Source organism: Betaproteobacteria bacterium, assembly GCA_016720855.1.
Taxonomy (GTDB): domain Bacteria; phylum Pseudomonadota; class Gammaproteobacteria; order Burkholderiales; family Usitatibacteraceae; genus FEB-7.
The window spans coordinates 295172-317822 of record JADKJU010000001.1; the positions used below are offsets into that span (position 1 = coordinate 295172).

Below are 22651 nucleotides of genomic sequence, written 5' to 3' on the forward strand. Positions count from 1 at the left end.
ACCCACTGGGAGAAACGCATGGAAGCCAAAGGCAAGGCAACGCTCACCTACGATGACGGCAAGACCCTCGATCTGCCGATCTACGGCGGTTCCGTCGGCCCGGAGGTCATCGACATCCGGGCGCTCTACGGCAAGACCGGCAAGTTCACCTATGATCCGGGCTTCCTGTCCACGGCGAGCTGCAGCTCGAAGATCACCTATATCGACGGGGACGCGGGCGTCCTCATGTACCGCGGCTATCCGATCGAGCAGCTGGCCCAGCACTGCGACTTCCTGGAGGTCTGCTACCTGCTGCTCAACGGCGAGCTGCCCAAGGCGGCGCAGAAGGCGTCGTTCGACCGGACCGTCACGATGCACACGATGGTGCACGAGCAGCTCGCGCGCCTCTTCCAGGGCTTCCGGCGCGACTCCCACCCGATGGCCGTGATGGTGGGCGTGGTGGGCGCGCTGTCGGCGTTCTATCACGACTCCCTCGACATCAATAACCCGGAGCATCGCGAGATCTCGGCCTTTCGCCTCATCGCGAAGCTGCCGACCATCGTCGCCATGGCCTACAAGTACAACATGGGCCAGCCGTTCATGTACCCGAAGAACAACCTCGACTACACCTCGAACTTCATGCGCATGATGTTCGGCGTGCCGGCCGAGGAATACGAGGTGAACCCGGTGCTGGTGCGCGCGCTGGACCGCATCCTGATCCTGCATGCCGACCACGAGCAGAACGCCTCCACGTCCACGGTGCGCCTGGCCGGATCGTCGGGCGCCAACCCCTTTGCCTGCATCGCCTCCGGCATCGCCTGCCTGTGGGGGCCCGCCCACGGCGGCGCCAACGAAGCGGCGCTGCAGATGCTCATGGACATCCAGAAGGATGGCGGCGTGGACAAGCTCGGCGAGTTCGTGAAGAAGGTGAAGGACAAGAACTCCGGCGTGAAGCTCATGGGGTTCGGCCATCGCGTGTACAAGAACTACGACCCGCGCGCCAAGCTGATGCAGGAGACCTGCCGTGAAGTGCTCGACGTGCTGGGCCTGCACGACGACCCGCTCTTCAAGCTCGCGATGGCACTCGAGAAGGTGGCGCTGGAGGACGAGTATTTCGTCTCCCGCAAGCTCTATCCCAACGTCGATTTCTACTCGGGCATCGTGCAGCGTGCCCTGGGCATCCCGGTCTCGATGTTCACGTGCATCTTCTCGCTTGCCCGCACCGTGGGCTGGATCGCGCAGTGGAACGAGATGATCTCCGATCCAGAGCTGAAGATCGGCCGCCCGCGCCAGCTCTACAACGGCGCCACGAAGAGAGACGTCGTTCCGCGCGCCAGTCGCGGCTGAGCGAAACGCGACCCCGACCCCGCCACGCGGAGGCCCCATGTCCAGCGTCATGAAGCAGTTCGAAGCCTCCTCGCACCTCTACGGCGCCAACGCGCCGTTCGTCGAGGAGCTCTACGAGCGTTACCTGGCGGATCCGGCTTCCGTGTCCCCCGAGTGGCGCGCGCAGTTCGACGCCTGGCAGGCTGCCGATGGCGGGAGGGACGTCGCGCACACGCCGGTGATCGAGGCTTTCGCGGCGGCGGCGAAGCGCGGCCCGGGGGCTTCGCCCACGGCGGTCGGCGCGGACGACGAGAAGCAGATGAAGGTGCTCATGTTCATCCGCGCGCACCGCACGACGGGATCGAACTACTCGAACCTGGACCCGCTCAAGCGCATGGATCACGTCCCGGTGCCGGAGCTGGAACTCGACTATTACAAGCTGGGCGAGGCGGACCTGGACACCGTCTTCTCGATGGGCTCCTTCGGCAACCGCCGCGAAAGGAAGCGGCTGCGCGAAATCGTGGCGATGGTGCGCAAGACGTACTGCGACACGATCGGCATCGAGTACATGTACATCTCCTCGATGGAGGAAAAGCGCTGGCTGAGGGACCGGTTCGAGGGAACGCTTTCGACGCCGAAGGTGACGCCCGATGAAAAGCGCTTCCTACTGGAGCGTCTCACCGCCTCGGAAACCCTGGAGCGCTACCTGCACACGCGCTACGTCGGCCAGAAGCGCTTCTCGGGCGAGGGCGGCGAAAGCCTGGTCCCGCTGCTCGACATCGTGATCGAGGAGGGCGGCGCGCAGGGCCTGAAGGAGGTCGTCATCGGCATGGCGCACCGCGGGCGCCTGAACGTGCTCGTCAACAACCTGGGCAAGGTGCCGGCGGACCTCTTCTCCGAGTTCGAGGGCAAGAAGGCGGCGGAACTTGCCGCCGGCGACGTGAAGTACCACCAGGGCTTCTCCTCGGATATCCAGACGGCGGGCGGCACCGTCCATCTCACGCTCGCCTTCAATCCCTCGCACCTGGAGATCGTGAACCCGGTGGTGGAGGGGTCGGTGCGCGCGCGGCAGCATCGCCGGGGTGACTTCAAGGGGGACCACGTGCTCCCTCTCCTCATCCACGGCGACGCGGCCTTCGCGGGGCAGGGCGTCGTCATGGAGACGCTGGCGCTGTCGCAGACGCGAGGCTATCGCACCGGCGGCACGATCCACGTGATCGTGAACAACCAGATCGGCTTCACCACCTCGGATACGCGCGATACGCGCTCTTCCCTTTATTGCACCGGCATCGCCAAGATGATCGAGGCGCCCGTCTTCCATGTGAACGGCGACGACCCCGAGGCGGTGTCGATGGTGGCCCGCGTTGCCCTCGACTACCGCATGAAGTTCCACAGGGATGTCGTGATCGACCTGGTGTGCTTCCGGCGCCTGGGACACAACGAGCAGGACGAGCCCTTCGTCACGCAGCCGCTCATGTACAAGAGAATCGCGCAGCACCCGGGCACGCGCAAGCTCTACGCGGACAAGCTCGAGCGCGAGGGCGTGATCGCCCCGGGGCTTGCGGACAAGCTGGTCACCAGCGTGCGCACGGCGCTCGACGCGGGCAAGCCCACGAACCCCAGGATCCTCTACGGCCTTCGCTCCTCGCTCGCCGTGGACTGGGCGCCCTACATGGGCGTCGAATGGCGCCGGCCGGCCCGCACCGCCGTGTCGATGGAAAAGCTCAAGGCTCTCGCCATTCGCCTGACGGACATCCCGTCGAATTTCAAGCTGCACCCGACGGTCGAGCGCCTGCTAGCCGCCCGGCGCGAGATGGGGCTGGGCAAGGTGCCCCTGGACTGGGGCATGGCCGAGAACCTCGCCTACGCGGCGCTGGTCGATGAGGGCCACCCGGTACGCCTGTCCGGACAGGACAGCGGCCGCGGGACCTTCGCGCACCGCCACGCCGTCATGCACGACCAGAACCGGGAGAGGTGGGATTCCGGCGCCTACCTGCCGCTGCAGCACATCCGCGAAGGGCAGGCCAATTTCCTGGTGATCGATTCGCTGCTGTCGGAAGAGGCGGTGCTCGGCTTCGAGTACGGCTATGCGACGGCGCACCCCTTCGAACTGGTGATCTGGGAGGCGCAGTTCGGCGACTTCGCCAATGGCGCGCAGGTGGTGATCGACCAGTTCATCGCCTCGGGCGAGGCCAAGTGGGGGCGGCTGTGCGCCCTGACGATGTACCTTCCGCACGGCTACGAAGGCCAGGGCCCGGAGCATTCGTCGGCGCGGCTGGAGCGCTACCTGCAGCTTTGCGCCGAGCACAACATCCAGGTGGTCGTCCCGTCAACGCCCGCGCAGTTCTTCCACATGATCCGCCGCCAGATCCTGCGGCCCATGAGGAAGCCCCTGATCGTCATGACGCCCAAGAGCCTGCTGCGCCGCAAGGAGTCCACCTCGTCGATGGAGGACCTTGCCACCGGCGGCTTCCAGTGCGTGATCGGCGACCCGGCGAAGCTTGTCGCCAGGAAGGTGAAGCGCATCGTGTTCTGTTCAGGCAAGGTCTATTTCGACATCGCGGCCGAGCGCAACAGGCGCGCCATCGAGGACATCGCCATCGTGCGGCTGGAGCAGCTCTATCCCTTCCCGCATGCCGAGTTCGCCGAGCAGATTGCGCTTTACGCCAACGCGAAAAGCGTCGTCTGGGCGCAGGAAGAACCGGCCAACCAGGGGGCGTGGCACCGCATCCAGCACTACCTGCTGGAGCACCTGCGGCCCGAGCACGTGCTTTCTGCGGCGCAGCGCAAGTCCTCTGCCTCGCCGGCGGTCGGCTACCTGCAGTTGCACAACCAGCAGCAGAAGGAAATCATCGACGCGGCCCTCACGCTGGACGCCGCTTCCTCCAGGAAGGCCGGGGCCTGAAGGGCAGGCCGGCCCATTGCGCGAAGGAAACGACATGCAAGTCGAAGTGAAGGTCCCCCAGCTCTCCGAGAGCGTCTCGGAAGCCACCCTGGTCTCCTGGCACCACAAAGTGGGCGAGGCGGTCAAGCGCGACGAGAACCTGATCGACATCGAGACCGACAAGGTGGTGCTTGAACTGCCGGCGCCCGTCGACGGCGTGCTCGCGAGGATCGTGAAGCCGGACGGCAGCAGCGTGACCTCGGGCGAGTTGATCGCTGTGATCGACACGGCGGGCGCTGCGGCCGCCGTCGCGCCGGCCATCGACCCGGCCCAGGCTGCGAAGACCGCCGCTTCCGCCCCCGCGGGGAAATCCGCCTCCCCTGCGGCTGCCAAGCTCGCCGCCGAGAAGGGCATGGACACCACCTCCCTCGCCGGCACGGGACGCGACGGCCGTGTCACGAAAGGCGATGTCCTGGGCGCCACGGCGCCCGCGCCTGCCGCCACCACGCCTGCCGCGAAGCCGGCCGCCGCGCCGGCCTCCATTCCCGTCGGCAGTCGCGCGGAGCAACGCGTGCCGATGTCGCGCCTGCGCGTGCGCGTGGCCGAACGCCTCGTGCAATCGCAGTCGACGGCGGCCATCCTGACCACGTTCAACGAGGTCAACATGGCGCCGGTGATGGAACTGCGCGGCCGCTACAAGGACAAGTTCGAGAAGGAGCACGGCGTGAAGCTGGGCTTCATGTCGTTCTTCGTGAAGGCCGCGGTGGCGGCGCTGCGCAAGTACCCGGTCGTGAACGCCTCCATCGACGGAAACGACATCGTCTATCACGGCTATTTCGACGTGGGCATCGCGGTGGGCAGCGAGCGCGGCCTGGTGGTTCCGATACTGCGCAACGCCGACCAGATGTCGATCGCCGACATCGAGAAGGCCATTGCCGATTTCGGCAAACGCGCCAAGGACGGCAAGATCACCATCGAGGAGCTGACCGGCGGCACGTTCTCGATCTCCAACGGCGGGGTTTTCGGCTCGATGCTCTCCACGCCGATCATCAATCCGCCGCAGAGCGCGATCCTGGGCGTCCATGCCACCAAGGAGCGCGCGGTCGTCGAGAACGGGCAGGTGGTGGTGAGGCCCATGAACTACCTCGCGCTCTCCTACGACCACCGCATCATCGACGGGCGCGAGGCGGTGCTGTCGCTGGTGGCCATCAAGGAGGCGCTCGAGGATCCGGCGCGCCTGCTGCTCGATGTCTAGGGGAGCGTGATTGGCGCGTCGCAAGAACTGGAGGCCCGCGATGCTCCTGCGGCGGGCCTTCTTCTTCGTGCTGGGGTCGCTCCTCGTGGGTTTCCTCGCCGTGTTCTTCCAGCAGTCGCTGGGCCTGTACCTGCCGCGCCACTTCGCGGTGTCGCTGGCCGTTGGGCTCGCGGTGGCCACGACCTTCTGGCTGCTCGGGCTCCTCAAGCATCCGCCGATGTTCCTGAAGAACGTGCATCCTCTCGCGGCGGGCTTCTGCGCCGGACTCGGCGTGCATATCGCGAGGTTCTGGCTTCGCTAGTTCCCACCCAACCTACGGAATCGCCATGTCGCAAATCTTCGACGTCGTCGTGATCGGCGCCGGCCCCGGCGGCTACATCGCCGCGGTGCGCGCCGCCCAATTGGGACTGAAGACCGCCTGCATCGAGGGCTGGAGGAACGCGAAGGGCGAACTCGCCCTGGGCGGCACCTGCCTGAATGTCGGCTGCATCCCGTCGAAGGCGCTTCTCGCCTCGTCCGAGGAGTTCGAGCGGGTGAACCACCACCTGGACGAGCATGGCATAACCGTGGCCGGGGCGAAGATCGACGTCACGCGGATGCAGGCGCGCAAGGACGGCATCGTCTCGAAGATGACGAAGGGAATCGAGTATCTCTTCAAGAAGAACAAGATCACCTGGGTCCCGGGGTTCGGCAAGTTCGTCGCGGGCGGGGACGCCTACACGATCGAGGTGGTGAACGGGGACCGGAAGGAATCGGTGCAGGCAAGGCACGTCATCATCGCCACCGGGTCGAAGGCGAGGCACCTGTCCAACGTCCGCGTGGACAACGTGACGGTGTGCGACAACGAGGGCGCGCTCGCCTTCACGGCGGCTCCCAGGCGGCTCGGGGTCATCGGCGCGGGCGTGATCGGGCTGGAGCTGGGCAGCGTCTGGCGCCGGCTGGGGTCCGAGGTCACGATCCTCGAGGCGCTGCCCGTCTTCCTGGGCGCCTGCGACGAGGCGGTGCAGAAGGAGGCGTGGAAGACCTTCACGAAATCGCAGTCGCTCAACATCAGGCTGGGCGTGACGATCGACAAGGTGTCGATGCGCAAGAACGCGGTGCTCGTCGATTACACGGACGACAAGGGCCTGGCGCAGAAGCTCGAATGCGACAGGCTCGTGGTTTCCGTGGGACGGGTCCCGAACACGGACGGGCTGGGCGCGGTGAACGTGGGGCTCAAGGTGGACGAGCGCGGCTTCGTGGAGGTCGACAGCCACTGCCGCACCAACCTGCCCGGCGTCTGGGCCATCGGCGACGTCGTTCGCGGTCCCATGCTGGCGCACAAGGCCGAGGACGAGGGCGTCATGGTCGCCGAACTCATCGCCGGCCAGAAGCCGCACATCGACTACGACTGCATCCCGTGGATCATCTACACGTCGCCCGAGGTGGCGTGGGTGGGCATGACCGAGCAGAAGGCCAGGGCGGACGGCATCGCCGTGAAGACGGGCCAGTTCCCGTTCGCGATCAACGGCCGGGCGCTGGGCACGGGGCAGACCCAGGGGTTCGTGAAGATCGTGGCGGACGCGGCGACCGACCGCGTCCTGGGCGTGCACATCGTGCATGCCCACGCCTCCGACCTCATCCAGGAGGCGGTGACGGTCATGGAGTTCAAGGGCGCCAGCGAGGACATCGCGCGCATCTGCCACGGGCACCCGACGCTCTCCGAGGTGGTGCGCGAGGCGGCTCTTGCCGTCGACAAGCGCTCTCTCAACTCATAGGGACAGGGGCTGGCGGAACCCAAAGGCGTTGGACACGGATGAACACGGATAAAGGCAGATGAAAGTGTTTCGGGATTCGAGGTCCGTTCGTCGCAAGCCTGGAAGACGCCATTCATCTGCCTTTATCCGTGTTCATCCGTGCCCCTGCTTTTGGCCGGGGTAACTCGCCCATGTTCATCCGCGTCTCCCGCCTTCGGGTTCCATGACCGACACCGCTGACATCCCGTCGCTCGAGGACGAGGAGCTCGAGCCCGTAGACCCCGATCAGTACTCGGGCCCGCTCGAGTGGTACTGGCACTTCCAGCAGCGCCCGGATTTCGAGACCGACAGCGAGCAGCTTCGCGTGTTGGGCGAGCTCGAGCGCCTGTTCGGCGAACTGGAGGACTACCGCCAGTATCGTGCGGGCAGGCTCAACCGCCTGGTGACGAATCTCGGCGTGGGGCGAAAACCTCCGCGCGGCATGTACATCTGGGGCGGAGTGGGGCGCGGCAAGTCGCTCATGATGGACGCGTTCTTCAAGGTCAGCCGCCACCGCCGCAAGCGCCGCGTCCACTTCCACGAGTTCATGCGCGAGATCCACGCTCGCATGCGCGCGCTCACCGGTGTCGAGGATCCGCTGGATGCGGTCTCGACCGACATCGCGAGAGAGCTGCGGCTGCTGTGCTTCGACGAGTTCCACGTGAGCGATATCGCCGACGCGATGATCCTGGGGCGCCTGCTCGAGCTGCTGGTCGAAAAGGGCGTGGTCTTCGTGATGACCTCCAACTACGAGCCCGACGGGCTCTATCCGAACGGGCTGCAGCGCGCGCGCTTCCTGCCTGCCATCGAGATCCTCAAGAGGGAACTGGACGTGATCGGCCTGGGCGGCGGCACGGACCACCGGCGCCGCATCCTGGAGGGCTACCGCCTCTGGTATTCCCCGCCGGGCGAGGAGGCCGACCGGCAGCTGGCGCTCTTTTTCGAGGCGATGACCAAGGCCACGTTCGAGAGCGATGGCACGATGGAGATCGGCGGCCGGGCGCTGGCCTTCAGGCAGCGCGCAAAAGGCGTCGTGTGGTTCGATTTCGAGGCCTTGTGCATCCAGGCGCGATCGCAGCTCGACTACCTCGACATCGCCAGCGGCTACCATACGGTGCTGGTGTCGGGGGTGCCGCAGCTGACGCCTTCGCAGACCGATGTCATTCGCCGCCTCACGTGGCTCATCGATGTCCTCTACGATCAGCGCGTGCGATTGGTGATGTCGGCCGAGGTGCCGCCGGAGGACCTGGTGGCTCCCTCCACGGACGTCACCGGCCCGGGAAAGGTGATCCGGAACGAATTTGCGCGCACGGCGAGCCGGCTTCGCGAGATGCAGTCCCGGGATTATTTCGCGCGCAAGCACGCCTCGGCGGAGAATCCCCAGGTGCTGCGGGCGAGGTAGCCCGGGGACAGGCCCGCAAGGAGCCCGGGGGTCTGTCCCCCGCGCAACAGGAGACTGCGAACATGTTCAACGCCATCTATCTCACGCGGGATTCGGAGCAGTTCCAGGCCCGCGTCTCGGAACTCGACGAAGGCTCGCTGCCCGAGGGCGACGTGACCCTTCGCGTCGATTATTCGACGATCAACTACAAGGACGGGCTCGCGATCACGAACAAGGCGCCGGTGGTGCGCAAGTGGCCGATGGTGGCCGGCATCGACGGCGCCGGTGCCGTGGAGGCATCGAGCCACCCGATGTGGAAGGCGGGCGATCGGGTGATCCTGAATGGCTTTGGCGTTGGCGAGACGCACTGGGGATGCCTTGCGCAGAAGGCGCGCCTGAAGGGCGACTGGCTGGTGCGCCTGCCGGAAGGGTTCACGGCCCGCCAGGCCATGTCGATCGGGACCGCAGGCTACACCGCCATGCTGTGCGCGCTGGCGCTGGCGAAGCAGGGCGTGACGAAGGAACAGGGCGACATTCTGGTGACGGGCGCAACGGGCGGCGTCGGCAGCGTCGCCATCGCGATTCTTTCGGGCTGGGGCTACCGCGTCATCGCCTCCACCGGCAAGGTGTCGGAGGCGGACTACCTCCGGTCGCTGGGCGCCTCGGACGTGATCGACCGCAACGAGCTTTCGCAGCCGGGCAAGCCGCTGCAGAAGGAGCGGTGGGCCGGCGTCGTGGATTCGGTGGGCAGCCATACGCTGGCCAATGCCTGCGCGCAGGCCAGATACCGGGGTGTGGTCGCGGCCTGCGGCCTCGCGCAGGGCATGGATTTCGCGGCGAGCGTGGCCCCGTTCATCCTGCGCAGCGTCCGGCTCATCGGCGTGGACAGCGTGATGGCGCCGCGGGCCGATCGCGAAGAGGCGTGGAGGCGCCTGGCCTCCGACCTCGACCGGCACAAGCTCGACGCGATCACGACGGAAGTCACCCTGGCCGAAGCCATCGCCCGTGCGCCGGAAGTCCTTGCGGCCCGCATCCGCGGCCGGATCGTGGTGGACGTGAACCGCTGACGCCGGGGCCACGCGGGAGTAGGGAATACCCTGATCCGCGCTCCTGATTCGTTGAGGCGAATCAACTAAGCTCCCGCCCACTCCCCTACGCTACAAACGGCCCGCCGACAGAAGCCGGAGCCCACGCCATTCCGCCAGGAGAAAGCCCCATGACCACCTACAAGGATTTCCACGCGCGCTCGATCCAGGACCCCGAGGGCTTCTGGGGGGAGCAGGCGAAACTGATCGACTGGCACCGGCCCTACGACAAGGTCCTGGACGCCCCGAAGCCGCCATTTCGCTCCTGGTTCGCGGGCGGCCTCACCAACTTGTGCCACAACGCGGTGGACCGGCACCTCGCCGCGCGCGGAGACCAGAAGGCGCTCGTCTGGATTTCCACGGAAGTGAACGAGGAGAAGAGCTGGACCTACGCGCAGCTCGCCGACGAGGTGAACTGCTTCGCGGCGATCCTCGGGTCGCTGGGCGTCGGCAAGGGCGACCGCGTCCTCATCTACATGCCGATGGTGCCGGAGGCGGTGTTCGCCATGCTCGCGACGGTGCGTATCGGCGCCATCCACTCAGTCGTTTTCGGCGGCTTCGCCGCGGCAAGCCTCGCCGCGCGCATCGACGACGCGCAGCCGAAGGTGATGGTGACCTCGGATGCGGGCGCGCGCGGCGGCAAGCCCATTGCGCTCAAGCCGCTGGTCGACGAATCGATCCGGCTGTCGAAGTCGCCGCCCGCCCACGTGGTGATCGTGAACCGCGGCCTGGACACCGCGATGACGAGGGTAGCTGGCCGCGATCTCGACTACGCGCAACTGCACGCGAAGCACGCGGGCGCGAAGGTGCCGGTGACCTGGCTCGAGTCGAACGAGACGTCCTACATCCTGTACACGAGCGGCACCACCGGCATGCCCAAGGGCGTGCAGCGCGACACCGGCGGCTACGCAGTGGCGCTCGCTGCCTCGATGAAGCACATCTACTGTTCGAAGCCCGGGGAGGCGTACTTCTCGACTTCCGACATCGGTTGGGTCGTCGGGCATTCCTACATCGTCTACGGGCCGCTCATCAACGGGTCGACCACGATCATGTACGAGGGCCTGCCCATCCGGCCCGATCCGGGCATCTGGTGGAAGATCGTGTCGGACTACAAGGTCACCTCGATGTTCTCTTCTCCCACCGCCATCCGCGTGCTCAAGAAGCAGGACCCGGCCTACATGTCGAAATACGACGTGAAGTGCCTCAAGTACCTCTTCCTCGCCGGCGAGCCGCTCGACGAACCCACGGCGCGGTGGGTGGCGGATAACCTCGGCTGCCCGGTGGTGGACAACTTCTGGCAGACCGAGACCGGGTGGCCCATCCTGTCGGCCTGCCTCGGCGTCGAGGACACGCCGCGCAAGTTCGGCTCGCCTTCCTTCCCGGTGTACGGCTACAACGTGAAGCTGAAGGACGAGGTCACGGGCAAGGAGACGGGTCCGGACGAGAAGGGCGTGCTGTGCATCGTGCCGCCGTTGCCGCCGGGCGTGATGACCACGGTCTGGGGCGACGACGAACGATACGTGAAGACCTATTACGGAACGTTCAAGGACGAAATGGTCTACTCGACCTTCGACTGGGCGGTGCGCGACAAGGACGGCTATTACTTCGTGCTGGGGCGCACCGACGACGTGATCAACGTCGCGGGCCATCGCCTGGGCACGCGCGAGATCGAGGAGGCCGTGCAGGCCCACGCCGGCATCGCGGAGGTTGCGGTGATCGGCGTGGCCGACTCGTTGAAGGGCCAGGTGCCGGTTGCGTTCGCGGTTGCCAAGGACGCTTCGAAGACGGCCACGAAGGACTTGGCCGCGGCGCTCGAGAAGGAGGTCATGGCCACCGTCGACAAGCAGCTCGGCGCCATCGCGCGGCCTTCGCGCGTGCACTTTGTGACGGTGCTTCCCAAGACGCGGTCGGGAAAGCTGCTGCGGCGCTCGATCCAGGCGCTTTGCGAAGGGCGTGATCCCGGCGACCTCACCACCATCGAGGATCCGGGCGCTCTCGAGCAGATCCGCAACGCGCTGAAGGGGTGACGGGCTACCTCGTCCCCGACGTCCTGGCGCCGGGACTGCGGCTCGTCTTCTGCGGCACGGCGCCGTCGAAGGCCTCCGCCAGCGCGCGCGCCTACTACGCGAAGCCCGGTAACCGCTTCTGGCCGGCGCTGCACGCGGCCGGGTTCACGCCGCGCCGGTTCCACCCCTCGGACTACGCGGCGCTCCTCGAGCTGGGGATCGGCCTCACGGATCTGTGCAAGGGGCACGCGGGCAACGATGACGAGCTGCCCCGCGGCGCGCTCGATGCGGCGAGCCTGCGGGAAAAGATCGAGCGCTTCCGCCCGGGGGTGGTGGCCTTCACCAGCAAGAACGCGGCAAAGGCGTTCCTGGGACGCGACGTCGACTATGGCTGGCAGGCGGAGCGAGTGGGTAAAACGCGCCTCTTCGTGCTGACGTCGCCCTCGGGTCAGGCGAGGCGCTTCTGGGACGAGCGCCCGTGGCGGACGCTATCGAGTTGGGCGCGGAGCAATGAACCCGGTTCGTGAACCGGGTTCACGTACCGGGTTCACTGCCGATTCGTTGCTTCGAGGCTACTTGGCGGGGCAGGGGCCGAGGTAGCGGCCTTCCATCTTCTGCGCCATGTTCATCTTCTGGCCGCCCTGGTCCATGGCCATCTTCATGTTCATGTTGAACCCTTCCGGGACGAAGGTGATGGTTGTATCGGCCGTCATCGCAGCCTCTCCCTTGCAGACCGTGCGGTAGGTCGCCGTGTTTCCGGACATCTTGAAATCCTTGACCTCGCAGTTCGGCGGGCTCTTGCCGTCGCGGCCCTTGCCGACCTGGCCCTTCTCGATGTCCTGGGGCGTCACGCAGTGCTTCATGTTCGAGGTGTGCTTGCCCGCGCCTGCCGGTAGGCCCGGCACCTGCCCCATGTCCATTTCGATCTTGTAGGCGTACATCCCGGGCTTCATCTTGCCCTTCATCGCGTCCGTCGGGTTCTGGGCTTGAGCGGCGACGGCAGCAGAAAGGGCGGCGGCAACGAGTACGGCTGCGGTTTTCATGGTGATCCCTGCGTGGAGTGAAAAAAGACGCGACGAGGATACCATCGGGCCGGAGAAGGTGGGGCCGGACGGCTAGAATGGGCCCATGGCGCGCACCCTCGAGCTTCCCTACAACGAGTCCACGGGCTGCGCCGACCGCCATGCATGGTTCGAGCGGATTCGCCCCCTGGGGTGGGCCGTGTTCCTGGACAGCGGCGAGCGAGCGCGCACCGGCGGACGCTTCGACATCCTGGCGGCCGGGCCGCAGGCGAAACTCGTCCTGCGCGACGGCCGGTGCGAGATCGAGCGCATGGCCGAAACCGCGACCCTTGCGGAAAGCGCCTTCGCCGGACTGCGCTTGCTCCTCGCGGAAACGACGCCCGGCGACACGGCATGGCCCATTGCCGGTGGGGCCATCGGCTATGTCGGCTATGAGCTGGGAAGGCAATCCGCGCGCCTTCCCCCGGCGAAGCCCGGAACCACGGCCTTCATGCCCGAAGCGGCTGTCGGGCTCTATCCGTGGACGGTCGTCGTGGATCACGCGGAGAGGAGGGCGGCGCTCACCTCGCTTGCCTCGTATCCCGATGCGGACGCCGAAGCGCTGCGGGAGGTCCTGCTCGAGGGGGAGCCGCGGACGCGCGCGCCGTTTTGCGTGACCGGCGAGATCGCCTCGTCCCTCGAGCGCGAGGCCTACCTGCCGCGCGCGGCGCGCATCATCGACTACATCCGCGCCGGCGACACCTACCAGGTGAACCTCACACGCGAGTTCCGCGTCGCCTACTGCGGAGATGCCTGGGAGTTCTACCGCCACCTGCACGACACCAATCCGGCGCCCATGGGGGCCTTCCTCGAGTACCCGTTCGGTTGCGTGCTGTCGAGCTCGCCGGAGCGCCTGATGACGGTCGAGGCGGGGGTGGCAATGACGCAGCCCATCAAGGGCACCCGGCGGCGGCGCGCGGACCCGGGCGAGGACGCACGCGTGCGCGCCGAGCTGGAAGCCTCGGCCAAGGACCGGGCGGAAAACGTGATGATCGTGGACCTGCTGCGCAACGACTTCGGCCGCGTGTGCGAGCCCGGAAGCGTCGCGGCGCCCAGGATCTGCGAACTGGAGAGCTTCGCCACGGTGCATCACCTGGTGAGCACCGTGACCGGTCGCCTGGCGCCCGGCCGCGACGGCGTGGATCTGCTGCAAGCCTGCTTCCCCGGGGGGTCGATCACCGGGACGCCCAAGCGGCGCGCGATGGAAATCATCGACGAGCTGGAGCCGCACCGGCGCGAGGTGTACTGCGGCGCCATCGGCTACGCAACGACCGCCGGCCGCCTGGACGTGAATATTCCCATCCGCACCACGCTCGCGGCCGGGGGCGAGCTTCGCTTCTATGCCGGCGGCGGGATCGTCGCCGACTCCTCGCCGGAGTCGGAGTTCGAGGAGACCGAGGTAAAGGTCGCGGCCATCCGGCGTGCCCTGTCGCGGTTCGCCGCCGGCGGCGCACCGCACTCGGCCAAGTCGCTCATGCGCCGCGAGCTTCTCGCCCACCGCGACGCGCTCTTCTCGGGGGGCAGTTCTGCCTTCGCCGGCCGGATCACCGCGCGCCTTCGCGCGCTCATCGAATACCGCCGGGCCAGGACGGTGCTCGCCACGTTCAGCTTCGGGACCGAATGGGACACGCGCGCCTTTGCCGATGGGGTCCTTTCCGACGGCAAGGTCCTCGTGCTGCCTCGCGTCGTGCGCGAGCCGAGATCGCTCGAACTCTACGCGGTGACGGACCTGGGAGCGGACCTGGTCCCGGGCGTGTGGAGCATCGAGGAGCCCGATCCCGCCCGCTGCCGAAAGGTGGCGCTTTCGGAAGTCGACTTCGCCCTCGTGCCTGCGTTATCTTGCAACCGCAAGGGCGTGCGGCTGGGCTACGGCGCGGGCTATTTCGACCGACTGCTCGCGGGCGCGGGGACGCGGACGTTTCGCGTCGTGGCGCTTCCGGCGGCGCTGGTGCGCGAATTCATCCCGTGCGAGCCGCACGATGTGCCCGTGGACGCCCTGCTCACCGAAGATCATTTCCAGAAAACGAAACCGTCCCCATGACCTCCCTCCCCATCGACGGCAAGGCCATCGCCGCCGACATCGCCCTGGAAAACGCCCTGCGCGCCGCGCGCCTTCGCGACGCGGGGACTGTGCCCGGACTCGCCGTGGTCATCGTGGGCGATGATCCGGCCAGCCGTGTCTATGTGCGCAACAAGGCGCTCGCCTGCGAAAAGGCGGGGCTCAACTCCTGGGTGCACGCGATGCCCGCCAACACGCCTCAGGAGCGCCTCATCACCTTCGTGCGCAGCCTGAACGCCGACCCGTCGGTGCACGGCATCCTCGTGCAGTTGCCGTTGCCGAAGCCGCTGGATGCCCGCGCCGTCATCGAGGCCATCGATCCGGCCAAGGATGTGGATGGATTTCACTACCACAACGTGGGCGCCCTGGTCGTCGGCGAGCCTGCGTTCTGTCCCTGCACGCCGTGGGGCGTCATGAAGATGCTCGAGCACGAAGGCATCGCCGTCGAGGGCGCGCACGCGGTGATGGTCGGCCGCTCGACGATCGTCGGCAAGCCCATGGCCCTGATGCTCGTGAACGCGGGCGCGACGGTCACCGTGTGCCACTCGAAGACCCGCGACCTGGCGGGCATCACGCGCCAGGCCGATATCCTCGTGGCCGCGGTGGGGCGGGCGCGCATGATCGGTGGCGACATGGTGAAGCCCGGTGCGGTCGTGATCGACGTGGGCATCAACCGGCTGCCCGACGGGAAGCTCTGCGGTGACGTGGACTACGCATCGGTGTCGCAGGTGGCCTCGCGCGTGACGCCGGTGCCTGGCGGGGTGGGGCCGATGACGATCGCGATGCTCGTCGCCAACACCTTGCGGGGCGCGGAGAAGGTGGCGGGCCTGGCGGCGCCGATGCCGACTCGCTTCGCTTGAGTTTCGCAGGAGGCAAGGACAGATGACCCAACCGTACGCTTCGGGCCTGGATCGCAACGAGGCCAACTACACGCCGCTCACGCCCGTTTCCTTCCTGGCGAAGGCGGCCACTGTGTACCCGGACCGGACGGCGGTCATCCACGGCGCCCTGCGTCGCCCGTGGAAGGACGTTTACGCCCGCTCCCGTCGCCTCGCCTCGGCGCTCGCACGGCGCGGCGTGGAACGCGGCGACACGGTGGCCGCCATGCTCCCCAACATCCCGGCGATGGTGGAGCTGCACTTCGGGCCGGCGATGATCGGTGCCGTGCTCAATACCCTGAACACACGCCTGGATGCGGAGGCCATCGCCTTCATGCTCGACCATGGCGAAGCGAAGGTGCTCTTCACCGACCGGGAGTTTTCCGCGACGATCGAGAAGGCGCTGTCGCTCTGCCAGTCGAAACCGCTGGTGATCGACGTGGACGACGCGATGCACGAGGGCGGGGCGCTCCTCGGTGAAAAGGAGTACGAGGACTTTCTCGGGGAAGGCGATGCGCAGTTCGAGTGGAGTTTTCCTCCCGACGAATGGGACGCCATCTCGCTCAACTACACGTCGGGCACGACGGGCAACCCCAAGGGCGTGGTGTACCACTACCGCGGCGCCTACCTCAACGCGATCAACAACATCCTCGACTGGTCGATGCCGAAGCAGGCGGTGTACCTGTGGACGCTGCCGATGTTCCACTGCAACGGCTGGTGCTTCAACTGGACGATGGCGGCGGCCGCCGGCACGAGCGTGTGCCTGCGAAAGGTGGATCCGAAACTGATCCTGGATCTCATTCGCGAGCACCGGGTCACGCATTATTGCGGCGCGCCCATCGTGCACTCGATGCTCCTCAACGCGCCTGCCGAATGGAGGGAGGGCATCGACCACGAGGTGCATTGCCTCGTCGCCGCGGCGCCTCCCCCCGCAGCCGTCATCGAAGGCATGGGCCGCATGGGCTTCGACATCACGCACGTGTACGGGCTCACCGAGACCTACGGGCCGGCGGCGGTGTGTGCCAAGCACCCCGAGTGGAGCGAACTGCCGCTGGAGGAACAGGTGCGCCGCAACGGCCGGCAAGGCGTGGCCTACCTGCTCGAGGAGGGCATGACCGTGCTCGATCCGCACACCCTGGAACCGGTGCCGTGGGACGGCGAGACGATGGGCGAGATCATGTTCCGCGGCAACATCACGATGAAGGGCTATCTCAAGAACCCGAAAGCCACGCAAGAGGCGTTCCGGGGCGGATGGTTCCACTCGGGCGACCTCGCGGTGATGCAGCCCGACGGCTACGTGAAGATCAAGGACCGCTCGAAGGACGTGATCATCTCCGGCGGCGAGAACATCTCCTCGCAGGAAGTGGAGGACGTGCTCTTCAGCCATCCGGCGGTGATGCTCGCTGCAGTCGTCGCCCAGCCCGATCCCAAGTGGGGCGAGACGCCCTGCGCGTTCATCGAGCTGAAGGAAGGCGTGACGGTCACGCAAGGCGAGGTGATCGAGTTCTGCCGCTCGCGCATGGCGCGCTTCAAGGTGCCCAGGAGCGTGATCTTCGGCCCGCTGCCCAAGACTTCGACGGGGAAGATCCAGAAGTTCCTGCTGCGCGAGCGCGCGAAGAGCCGGAGCGCCATCGAGTGACGCGTGGGCAAGGCTTGGGACACGGATGAACACGGATTACCCGATGAGTTGTGAATCGATAGCCGCAATTCGAAGCGCGGTCACTCCGATGCCACGGTGCGTAACAGGCAAATCGAGATATTTGTCCGTGTTCATCCGTGTTTATCCGTGTCCGAAGGATTTGCTGCAACCATGAACACAATGCGCGAAGGGTCGGTCCGCTGCCTGGACCCGCACGGATTCCACCGCATGCGCTGGGTGGAGTGGGGCGATCGGGACAATCCGCGCGTGCTGGTGTGCGCCCACGGCCTCACGCGCTGCGGGCGCGACTTCGATTTTCTCGCCGGAAAGGTGGCGGATGCCTATCGCGTCGTCTGCCCCGACATCGTGGGCAGGGGGCGGAGCGACTGGCTGGCCGTGAAGGCGGACTATGGCTATCCCGTGTACTGCGCCGACATCGCGACGATGCTCGCTGCGATTGGTGCGGAATCGGTGGACTGGGTGGGCACCTCGATGGGGGGCCTCCTCGGGATGCTGCTCGCGGCCCAGCCGCGAACGCCCGTCGGAAAGCTCGTGATGAACGACGTCGGCTGCGTGGTGCCGAAGTCGGCGCTCGAGCGGATCGCCGCCTACGTCGGCCGGGATCCGGCGTTCGACTCGATCGAGGCGCTGGAAGCGGCGATGCGGATGGTCAGTCCCTTCGGCAAGCTCACGCCCGCGCAGTGGCGGCACCTCGCGATGCACGTGGCCCGCCGCGACGGCACGGGCCAATGGCGTTTCCGGTACGACCCGGGTGTCGCGCTCCCCTTCAAGGCAGGGCCGCTGGCGGACGTGGACCTGAGTGCGTTCTGGATGGCGGTAAAGGGGCCCGTGCTCCTGATCCGGGGCGAGCAGTCGGACCTCTTCACCCCGGAAGTGCACGCCGGGATGCTCGCGCGCCCGGGCACGGAAAGCCTTGTCGTCGCCGAGACCGGCCACGCGCCGATGCTGATGGACGAGGCGCAGGCCGAGGCCGTCCGCGCCTTCCTGGTCGCGTGAGCGCCGACCGGTGAGCCTGAAGCGGCGCGACTTCGACGCCGTGATCGTCGGCGCGGGGCACAACGGCCTCGTGTGCGCCTGCTATCTGGCGAAGGCGGGCCTGAAGGTGGGAGTCTTCGAGCGACGCGAAGTCGTGGGGGGCGCTGCGGTGACGGAAGCGTTCCACCCGGGCTTTCGCAATTCCGCGGCGAGCTACACGGTGAGTCTTCTCAACCCGAAGGTGATCCGCGACCTGCGCCTTGCCGAACACGGCCTCAGGATCGTGGAGAGGCCCTACTCGAACTTCCTGCCCACGCAGGACGGTCGCTACCTCAAGGCGGGCGGTGGAATCGCGGCATCGCAAGAGGAGATCGCGAAGTTCTCGGCGCGGGATGCGCAGCGCCTCCCGGGCTATTACGACCGGCTGGAGAGCGTGGCCGATGTCCTTCGCGACATGCTCCTGGAGACGCCGCCCAACGTGGGCGGCGGCCTCGCGGAGATCTTCGGCGCGTGGAGGACGGCGCGCCGGCTCAACCGCCTGCCGCTCGCCGCCAAACGCGATGTGCTGGACCTCTTCACGATGTCCGCGGGCGATTGGCTCGACCGGTGGTTCGAGTCCGACCCGATCAAGGCCTGCTTCGGGTTCGACAGCGTGGTGGGCAACTTCGCGAGCCCGTGGTCGCCCGGCACGGCCTACGTACTGCTGCACCACGTGTTCGGCGAGGTGAACGGAAAGAAGGGCATCTGGGGACACGCCATCGGCGGCATGGGGGCCATCACGCAGGCCCTGGCCGGGGAAGCGGCCGCGCGAGGCGTGAGCGTGCGCACGGGCATGGCGGTCGAGCGGATTCTCGACGCAGGGGGGCGCGCCTGCGGGATCGCGCTCGCCGACGGCAGCGAAGTCACGGCGCGCTGCGTCGTGGCAAACGCGCACCCGACGACCGTCGCAAAACTCGCCGGCGGCACGGCGTGGCCGGAGGCTTTCGGTCACTACCAATCCGAGAGCGCCACCTTCCGCATGAACGTGGCGCTTTCCGAATTGCCGGACTTCTCCTGCCTGCCGGGCACCGCGGCCGCGCCGCACCATTCGTCGGGCATCGTCCTCGCGCCCTCGCTCGCCTACATGGATCGAGCCCATGCGACGGCGCGGGAGGAGGGATGGTCGCGCGAGCCCATCGTCGAGATCCTGATCCCCAGTACCGTCGACGAGACGCTCGCCCCGCGCGGCGCCCATGTTGCCAGTCTCTTCTGCCAGCACTTCCGATACGCGCTGCCCGCCGGGCGCCGCTGGGACGACGAGCGAGAAAAGGCCGCCGATGCCGTGATCGATCTCGTCTCGCGTCACGCACCCAACTTCCGCCGAAGCGTTATCGCACGCCGGATTCTCTCGCCCCTCGATCTCGAGCGCGAGTTCGGCCTCGTGGGCGGTGACATCTTCCACGGCAAGCTCACGCTCAACCAGCTGTTCAGCGCGCGCCCCGTGCTCGGGCACGGCAACTACCGCATGCCGCTGGCGGGTCTCTACCTGTGCGGCGCCGGCGCGCACCCGGGCGGCGGGGTCACCGGCGTGCCGGGGCACAACGCGGCGCGCGAAGTCGTCCGCGACTGGCGTCGCGGCGGCCGCTGGCAGCGGGTGTGACCAGGCAGGCGCAGCCGGATGATCGAAGCGGGAAGGGAAAGCAGAAAACAAAAGTGAGTGGGGTTTGTTGCTGGTTTTTGGCCAGATGAAATTGCCGCGAGATTCGACTTCGGCAACACCTCGCAAGCGGATCGGTTCGTGACGCCCGGCGCAATTTGACCTGGCCAAAAACCAGCAACAAACCCCACTCACTTTTTTTTCTGCTTTCCCTTCCCCTGCGCCATTCTCCGCGGCCGGTCGCTACCGCCAGTTCGCCGGTCGCTACGGCCAGTTCGGCGGTCGCTTCTCCAGGAACGCGGCGACGCCTTCCTTGGCGGACGGAGCCGCGAAGCTGCAGGCGATGGTGCGCGAGGCGTCGTCATAGGCGGGCGCCATGGCGGCCTCGAGCTGCCGGTAGAAGAGCGCCTTGCCGGTCGCCAGCGTGTCGCGAGGCTTGGCGATCAGCTTGTTGGCCAGGTCGCGCGCGGCTTCCATCACGCGGTCGGCGGGACAGATGCGATTGACGAGGCCCCAGTCGAGGGCCGTCTCGGCATCGATGAAGTCCCCGGTGAAGAGCATCTCCGCGGCACGCTTGCGGCCGAGGTTTCGCGAGAGCGGCACTGCGGGCGTGGAGCAGAAGAGCCCGAGATTGACCCCGGACACCGCGAAGCGCGCATCCTGGCTCGCGACGGCGAGGTCGCATTGGGCGACGAGCTGGCACCCGGCGGCGGTGGCGAGCCCGTTCACGGCGGCGATCACGGGCTGGGGCAGGGCGACGAGCTTCTGCATCACGGCGCTGCACTGGGCGAAGAGCGCCTCGACCCGGGCCTGGGTGGGGAGGGCACGCATCTCCTTCAGGTCGTGGCCGGCGCAAAAGGCATTGCCGGCGCCGGTGATGATCACCACGCGCACGGATTCGTCGCGCGCGATGTCATCCAGCGCTTGCTGCAGTGCGGCAAGCAGGGTGCCGGAGAGGGCGTTGAACTGCCGGGGGCGGTTGAGCGTGAGGCAGGCAACGCCGCCTTCGTTGCGGCGCAGCAGCAATTCAGGCTCGATTTTCGCAAGGCCGGTGGCGAGGGGTTCGTCCATTGAGGGCTCCGGAAGGGCGAGACGGATGGCGCTTTGTGATAATTATCGCATTGTTTTTGTTGATAAAGTCTTCAATTTCCGGGCTGAAAAGCCGATTGCATCGATTCCATGATGGGCTTAAGATCAGGCGGCATCTGCGGATGCGGCGTGCTTTTGTCTTTGTATTCAGGGTGCAAACGCGAATCCTGCACCCGGGTTGTGATACATCACATTCCTTCAGAAAAAAAATGAGAGCCACGATGGAACGACGCGCACGCTGGATCACATCCTTCGTTGCCCTGGTGCTGGCGGCCGGAGTCGCCGGCCCCGCGCTGGCCAACCCCGAGGCGCTCGAGAATGCGAGGCGCCTGCTGAATCAGAACAACCCGAAGCAGGCTTACATGGAGCTGATCAAGCTCGAGTCCCAGCTCGCCGGAAACGTCGATTACGATTACCTCCTGGGCGTGGCCTCGCTCGACAGTGGCAAGATCGACGACGCGATCATCGCGTTCGAGCGGGTGCTCGCCGTGAATCCGAACCACGCCGGTGCGCAAATGGACCTGGCGCGCGCCTACTTCGTGGCCGGATCGCTGGACCTCGCGGAAGCTTCGTTCACGCAGTTGGCCGCCTCGAACCCGCCTTCCATCGCGCTGCAGACGATCAACCGCTATCTCGAGGCGATCAAGGCCCGCAAGCGGCAGACCGCGGGGGGGTGGTCCGGCTGGGCGGAACTGGGCATCGGCTACGACGACAACATCACGGGCGTGCCCACGGATTTCGGCGCGGCCGCGCAGCAGTCGTTCGGCATCGTCGGCATCGAAGCCACCGGCAACTCCATCAAGCGCAAGGCCGCCTACGGCACGGCAGCGGCAGCGGCCGAATACTCGCACCCGCTTTCCGGGGGCTGGAGCCTTTTCGGCGCGGGCGAGGTGAAGGGGCGCGGCTACGACGGCGAATCGGATTTCAATTCGCTCAATGGCGAGGTGCGTGCAGGCGCGACGCTGAACGACGGCGCGACGCAATGGCGAGCCATCGGCGGATACCAGCACTTCGACCAGCAGGGCGCGGCCGACACCGACCCGATGATCACCAACGACCGTCGTACCGGGTACGGCCTGGGCGAATGGAGGTATTACCTCGATCCGCGTCGGCAGGTGGGGCTGGGCCTGCAGTATTCGCAGGTTCGTTTCCCGACCAACGATATCGAGGACTTCAACCAGATCCTGCTCTCGGGGTCGTACCTGCAGTCTTTCGAGACCAAGGGCGTGCCCCTGCTGGTCCTCTCGGCCTTCGTGAGCGATGACAAGGCGATCAACGATTTCCCCGACAGTACGACGAACAAGAGCAAGAACCTCGCCGGCCTGCGCAGCTACGTCCAGTACGCTCTCGATCCGAAGGTGAACTTGTTCAACGCGCTCGGTGTCGTGTTCCGCCACGACAAGGACGCTTATGCCCGCTCGACGACTGTCGAGTACGGCAAGGACCGTTTCGGCGAGTTCCTCCTGGGCCTGAACTGGGAGTTCCGGAAGTCCTGCACGATGCGCGCCCAGTGGTCGTACACGCGCAACACGTCGAACATCGATTTGTACGCTTTCAACCGCAACGAGGTCTCCACGGCTGTTCGTTGCGAGACCAACTAGG

17 protein-coding genes are annotated in these 22651 nt (G+C 66.7%); 15 read left to right on the forward strand and 2 right to left on the reverse strand.

The features are described from left to right. Positions 1-18 precede the first annotated feature (18 nt). The 9 genes from gltA (at position 19) to IPP91_01310 (ending at position 12218) form a co-directional block, all read left to right on the forward strand. The gene (gene gltA, locus IPP91_01270; GenBank protein ID MBL0140713.1) at positions 19-1326 is read left to right on the forward strand and encodes a citrate (Si)-synthase; all 1308 of its coding nucleotides are present in this window, start codon (positions 19-21) and stop codon (positions 1324-1326) included. 37 nt (positions 1327-1363) lie between these two features. After that, complete coding sequence (locus tag IPP91_01275) at positions 1364-4210, forward strand: 2-oxoglutarate dehydrogenase E1 component (GenBank protein MBL0140714.1); 2847 nt, start codon at positions 1364-1366, stop codon at positions 4208-4210. Positions 4211-4244: 34 nt separating this feature from the next. After that, positions 4245-5444 (forward strand): 2-oxoglutarate dehydrogenase complex dihydrolipoyllysine-residue succinyltransferase, encoded by a 1200-nt coding sequence (odhB, locus tag IPP91_01280; protein ID MBL0140715.1) that lies wholly within the window; start codon positions 4245-4247, stop codon positions 5442-5444. A gap of 40 nt (positions 5445-5484) precedes the next feature. After that, positions 5485-5745, forward strand: coding sequence for a hypothetical protein (locus IPP91_01285; protein MBL0140716.1), 261 nt, complete (start codon positions 5485-5487; stop codon positions 5743-5745). Between the two features lie 25 nt (positions 5746-5770). Next, the gene (lpdA, locus tag IPP91_01290; GenBank protein MBL0140717.1) at positions 5771-7201 is read left to right on the forward strand and encodes a dihydrolipoyl dehydrogenase; all 1431 of its coding nucleotides are present in this window, start codon (positions 5771-5773) and stop codon (positions 7199-7201) included. Between the two features lie 202 nt (positions 7202-7403). Further along, positions 7404-8621, forward strand: a complete 1218-nt coding sequence (locus IPP91_01295; GenBank protein ID MBL0140718.1) for an AFG1 family ATPase — start codon at positions 7404-7406, stop codon at positions 8619-8621. A 62-nt stretch (positions 8622-8683) separates the two neighbouring features. Beyond that, a complete protein-coding gene (locus IPP91_01300; GenBank protein MBL0140719.1) occupies positions 8684-9667 on the forward strand; it encodes an oxidoreductase in 984 nt (327 codons plus the stop codon). Positions 9668-9816: 149 nt separating this feature from the next. Beyond that, positions 9817-11712, forward strand: coding sequence for a propionate--CoA ligase (locus IPP91_01305; protein MBL0140720.1), 1896 nt, complete (start codon positions 9817-9819; stop codon positions 11710-11712). Then, positions 11709-12218 (forward strand): mismatch-specific DNA-glycosylase, encoded by a 510-nt coding sequence (locus IPP91_01310; GenBank protein ID MBL0140721.1) that lies wholly within the window; start codon positions 11709-11711, stop codon positions 12216-12218. The genes IPP91_01305 and IPP91_01310 overlap by 4 nt, the downstream gene beginning before the upstream one ends. Positions 12219-12263: 45 nt before the next feature. Here the strand turns inward: IPP91_01310 and IPP91_01315 are convergent, their stop codons facing one another. Next, complete coding sequence (locus IPP91_01315; GenBank protein MBL0140722.1) at positions 12264-12734, reverse strand: DUF3617 domain-containing protein; 471 nt, start codon at positions 12732-12734, stop codon at positions 12264-12266. Between the two features lie 85 nt (positions 12735-12819). Here IPP91_01315 and pabB point away from each other — a divergent pair, with 85 nt between their 5' ends. The 5 genes from pabB (at position 12820) to IPP91_01340 (ending at position 19963) form a co-directional block, all read left to right on the forward strand. Next, on the forward strand, positions 12820-14793 hold the full coding sequence (pabB, locus tag IPP91_01320) for an aminodeoxychorismate synthase component I (GenBank protein MBL0140723.1): 1974 nt from the start codon (positions 12820-12822) through the stop codon (positions 14791-14793). Further along, the gene (gene folD / locus IPP91_01325; protein MBL0140724.1) at positions 14790-15671 is read left to right on the forward strand and encodes a bifunctional methylenetetrahydrofolate dehydrogenase/methenyltetrahydrofolate cyclohydrolase FolD; all 882 of its coding nucleotides are present in this window, start codon (positions 14790-14792) and stop codon (positions 15669-15671) included. The genes pabB and folD overlap by 4 nt, the downstream gene beginning before the upstream one ends. 22 nt (positions 15672-15693) lie before the next feature. Continuing rightward, positions 15694-17328, forward strand: coding sequence for an acyl-CoA synthetase (locus IPP91_01330; protein ID MBL0140725.1), 1635 nt, complete (start codon positions 15694-15696; stop codon positions 17326-17328). Positions 17329-17508: 180 nt separating this feature from the next. Next, complete coding sequence (locus IPP91_01335) at positions 17509-18345, forward strand: alpha/beta hydrolase (GenBank protein MBL0140726.1); 837 nt, start codon at positions 17509-17511, stop codon at positions 18343-18345. Positions 18346-18361: 16 nt separating this feature from the next. Beyond that, a complete protein-coding gene (locus tag IPP91_01340; GenBank protein MBL0140727.1) occupies positions 18362-19963 on the forward strand; it encodes an NAD(P)/FAD-dependent oxidoreductase in 1602 nt (533 codons plus the stop codon). A gap of 261 nt (positions 19964-20224) precedes the next feature. On the opposite strand, the gene IPP91_01345 is transcribed toward IPP91_01340, so the two are convergent. Further along, positions 20225-21031, reverse strand: a complete 807-nt coding sequence (locus IPP91_01345) for an enoyl-CoA hydratase (protein ID MBL0140728.1) — start codon at positions 21029-21031, stop codon at positions 20225-20227. Between the two features lie 239 nt (positions 21032-21270). On the opposite strand from IPP91_01345, the gene IPP91_01350 reads away from it, so the two are divergent. After that, positions 21271-22650, forward strand: coding sequence for a tetratricopeptide repeat protein (locus IPP91_01350; protein ID MBL0140729.1), 1380 nt, complete (start codon positions 21271-21273; stop codon positions 22648-22650). Position 22651: the final 1 nt, after the last annotated feature.

Coding starts and splice junctions, on each gene's coding strand:
- gltA (MBL0140713.1), top strand. CDS start 19: ATGGAAGCCAAAGGCAAGGCAACGCTCACCTACGATGACGGCAAGACC.
- IPP91_01275 (MBL0140714.1), top strand. CDS start 1,364: ATGTCCAGCGTCATGAAGCAGTTCGAAGCCTCCTCGCACCTCTACGGC.
- odhB (MBL0140715.1), top strand. CDS start 4,245: ATGCAAGTCGAAGTGAAGGTCCCCCAGCTCTCCGAGAGCGTCTCGGAA.
- IPP91_01285 (MBL0140716.1), top strand. CDS start 5,485: ATGCTCCTGCGGCGGGCCTTCTTCTTCGTGCTGGGGTCGCTCCTCGTG.
- lpdA (MBL0140717.1), top strand. CDS start 5,771: ATGTCGCAAATCTTCGACGTCGTCGTGATCGGCGCCGGCCCCGGCGGC.
- IPP91_01295 (MBL0140718.1), top strand. CDS start 7,404: ATGACCGACACCGCTGACATCCCGTCGCTCGAGGACGAGGAGCTCGAG.
- IPP91_01300 (MBL0140719.1), top strand. CDS start 8,684: ATGTTCAACGCCATCTATCTCACGCGGGATTCGGAGCAGTTCCAGGCC.
- IPP91_01305 (MBL0140720.1), top strand. CDS start 9,817: ATGACCACCTACAAGGATTTCCACGCGCGCTCGATCCAGGACCCCGAG.
- IPP91_01315 (MBL0140722.1), bottom strand. CDS start 12,734: ATGAAAACCGCAGCCGTACTCGTTGCCGCCGCCCTTTCTGCTGCCGTC.
- pabB (MBL0140723.1), top strand. CDS start 12,820: ATGGCGCGCACCCTCGAGCTTCCCTACAACGAGTCCACGGGCTGCGCC.
- folD (MBL0140724.1), top strand. CDS start 14,790: ATGACCTCCCTCCCCATCGACGGCAAGGCCATCGCCGCCGACATCGCC.
- IPP91_01330 (MBL0140725.1), top strand. CDS start 15,694: ATGACCCAACCGTACGCTTCGGGCCTGGATCGCAACGAGGCCAACTAC.
- IPP91_01335 (MBL0140726.1), top strand. CDS start 17,509: ATGCGCGAAGGGTCGGTCCGCTGCCTGGACCCGCACGGATTCCACCGC.
- IPP91_01345 (MBL0140728.1), bottom strand. CDS start 21,031: ATGGACGAACCCCTCGCCACCGGCCTTGCGAAAATCGAGCCTGAATTG.
- IPP91_01350 (MBL0140729.1), top strand. CDS start 21,271: ATGGAACGACGCGCACGCTGGATCACATCCTTCGTTGCCCTGGTGCTG.